The following is a 3,455-nucleotide window of genomic DNA, read 5'->3' as shown; positions in this document are numbered from 1 at the left end:
GTGTTCGGCGGTGTCCTACTCTCCCACACCCTGTCGAGTGCAGTACCATCGGCGCTGGAGGGCTTAGCTTCCGGGTTCGGAATGGGACCGGGCGTTTCCCCTCCGCTATGGCCGCCGTAACTCTGCGAAACAGTGTCACGAGCGAACCTGTCACCCACACGTGTGTGGGTAGCGGATTCGTGTATTCGATTGTGCGTGCTGAATCAACTCGTGTGTTGTTTCAGATATTGCACAGTGGACGCGTAGCTTCTTTGTGGTAAGTCCTCGGCCTATTAGTACCAGTCACCTGCATACATTGCTGTACTTCCAGTTCTGGCCTATCAACCCGGTGGTCTGCCGGGGGCCTTACCCCCTCGTGGGGGTGAGAAACCTCATCTTGGAACAGGCTTCCCGCTTAGATGCTTTCAGCGGTTATCCCTTCCGAACGTAGCCAACCAGCGGTGCTCCTGGTGGAACAACTGGCACACCAGAGGTTCGTCCGTCCCGGTCCTCTCGTACTAGGGACAGCCTTCCTCAAGTTTCTTACGCGCGCGGCGGATAGAGACCGAACTGTCTCACGACGTTCTAAACCCAGCTCGCGTGCCGCTTTAATGGGCGAACAGCCCAACCCTTGGGACCTACTCCAGCCCCAGGATGCGACGAGCCGACATCGAGGTGCCAAACCATCCCGTCGATATGGACTCTTGGGGAAGATCAGCCTGTTATCCCCGGGGTACCTTTTATCCGTTGAGCGACACCGCTTCCACTTGCCGGTGCCGGATCACTAGTCCCGACTTTCGTCCCTGCTCGACTTGTCAGTCTCACAGTCAAGCTCCCTTGTGCACTTGCACTCGACACCTGATTGCCAACCAGGCTGAGGGAACCTTTGGGCGCCTCCGTTACATTTTAGGAGGCAACCGCCCCAGTTAAACTACCCACCAGGCACTGTCCCTGAACCAGATCATGGTCCGAGGTTGAGGTATCCAATACGATCAGAGTGGTATTTCAACAACGACTCCACAGTAACTGGCGTCACCGCTTCACAGTCTCCCACCTATCCTACACAAACCGAACCGAACACCAATACCAAGCTGTAGTGAAGGTCCCGGGGTCTTTTCGTCCTGCCGCGCGTAACGAGCATCTTTACTCGTAATGCAATTTCGCCGAGTCTATGGTTGAGACAGCTGAGAAGTCGTTACGCCATTCGTGCAGGTCGGAACTTACCCGACAAGGAATTTCGCTACCTTAGGATGGTTATAGTTACCACCGCCGTTTACTGGGGCTTAAATTCTCAGCTTCGCTCTTACGAGCTAACCGGTCCTCTTAACCTTCCAGCACCGGGCAGGCGTCAGTCCGTATACATCGTCTTACGACTTCGCACGGACCTGTGTTTTTAGTAAACAGTCGCTTCTCACTGGTCTCTGCGGCCCACACCAGCTCAGGAAGCAAGTTCCATCACCGGCAGGGGCCCCCCTTCTCCCGAAGTTACGGGGGCATTTTGCCGAGTTCCTTAACCATAGTTATCTCGATCGCCTCAGTATTCTCTACCTGACCACCTGTGTCGGTTTGGGGTACGGGCCGTGTAACAACTCACTAGAGGCTTTTCTCGGCAGCATAGGATCACTGAATTCGCCTCAATCGGCTACGCATCACCTCTCAGGCTTCGTGAACGGCGGATTTGCCTACCGTTCGCCCTACAGGCTTACACCAGTACAACCACTGACTGGCCCAGCTACCTTCCTGCGTCACCCCATCGCTTGGCTACTACCAGATCAGGTCCCACGCATCCACCACACCCCTCACTCTCGAAAGAGATCGGTAACGTGGATTCAGGGTGGTTAGTATCACTGATTCACCATGGGCGCGGTTACACGGGTACGGGAATATCAACCCGTTGTCCATCGGCTACGCCTGTCGGCCTCGTCTTAGGTCCCGACTCACCCTGGGCGGATTAACCTGGCCCAGGAACCCTTGGTCATTCGGCGGACGAGTTTCTCACTCGTCTTTCGCTACTCATGCCTGCATTCTCACTCGCGCAGCCTCCACACCTGGATCACTCCGATGCTTCCATGGCTGCACGACGCTCCCCTACCCACCCACACACCTGGCTGAACCCTCGCAAGGGAACAGCGGGCTATTGTGTGAGTGCCGCAGCTTCGGTGGTGTACTTGAGCCCCGCTACATTGTCGGCGCAGGATCACTTGACCAGTGAGCTATTACGCACTCTTTCAAGGGTGGCTGCTTCTAAGCCAACCTCCTGGTTGTCTTCGCGACCCCACATCCTTTTCCACTTAGTACACGCTTAGGGACCTTAGCTGGCGATCTGGGCTGTTTCCCTCTCGACTACGAACCTTATCGCCCGCAGTCTCACTGCCACGCTCTCACTCACCGGCATTCGGAGTTTGGCTGATTTCGGTAAGCTTGTAGGCCCCCTAGACCATCCAGTAGCTCTACCTCCGGCGAGAAACACGTGACGCTGCACCTAAATGCATTTCGGGGAGAACCAGCTATCACGGAGTTTGATTGGCCTTTCACCCCTACCCACAACTCATCCCCTCAGTTTTCAACCTAAGTGGGTTCGGTCCTCCACGACGTCTTACCGTCGCTTCAACCTGGCCATGGGTAGATCACTCCGCTTCGGGTCTAGAACACGCCACTACACCACTCGAGGTGGATACGCCCTATTCGGACTCGCTTTCGCTACGGCTACCCCACACGGGTTAACCTCGCGACATGCCACTAACTCGCAGGCTCATTCTTCAAAAGGCACGCCATCACCACCAGTGACAAGTCACTCGACGGCTTTGACGGATTGTAAGCGCACGGTTTCAGGTACTATTTCACTCCCCTCCCGGGGTACTTTTCACCTTTCCCTCACGGTACTAGTCCGCTATCGGTCACCAGGGAGTATTCAGGCTTATCGGGTGGTCCCGACAGATTCACAGCAGATTTCACGGGCCCGCTGCTACTTGGGTATCCACAACGACAGTTGCAATGTTTTCGTCTACGGGACTCTCACCCTCTACGACAGGCCGTTCCAGACCACTTCGACTAACACCACAATTTCTCACTGTCGGCCGATCCGGCAGAATCGACAATGCAAACCCCACAACCCTCCATACGCAACCCCTGCCGGGTATCACACGCACAAAGTTTGGCCTCATCCGCTTTCGCTCGCCACTACTCACGGAATCACTATTGTTTTCTCTTCCTGTGGGTACTGAGATGTTTCACTTCCCCACGTTCCCTCCACACACCCTATATATTCAGGTGCAGGTAACACGACATCACTCGTGCTGGGTTTCCCCATTCGGACACCCTCGGATCACAGCTCGGTTGACAGCTCCCCGAGGCTTATCGCAGCCTCCTACGTCCTTCATCGGCTCCTGGTGCCAAGGCATCCACCGTACGCTCTTCATTACTTACAACAAAGATGCTCGCGTCCACTGTGCAATTCTCAAACAACACACACACTC

Annotated in this window: 2 rRNA genes; both read right to left on the bottom strand. The window is 55.4% G+C overall.

The window, feature by feature from the left end:
- Positions 1 to 2: 2 nt before the first annotated feature.
- Positions 3 to 119 (bottom strand): 5S ribosomal RNA (gene rrf, locus CH275_RS23515).
- A 133-nt stretch (positions 120 to 252) separates the two neighbouring features.
- Positions 253 to 3,407: ribosomal RNA gene (locus CH275_RS23510) — 23S ribosomal RNA — on the bottom strand.
- Positions 3,408 to 3,455 lie beyond the last annotated feature (48 nt).

The organism is Rhodococcus sp. 06-235-1A, assembly GCF_002258785.1.
Classification (GTDB): domain Bacteria; phylum Actinomycetota; class Actinomycetes; order Mycobacteriales; family Mycobacteriaceae; genus Rhodococcoides.
Note: the sequence above shows the minus strand (reverse complement) of the source record. Positions and strands in the feature narration are given on the sequence as shown.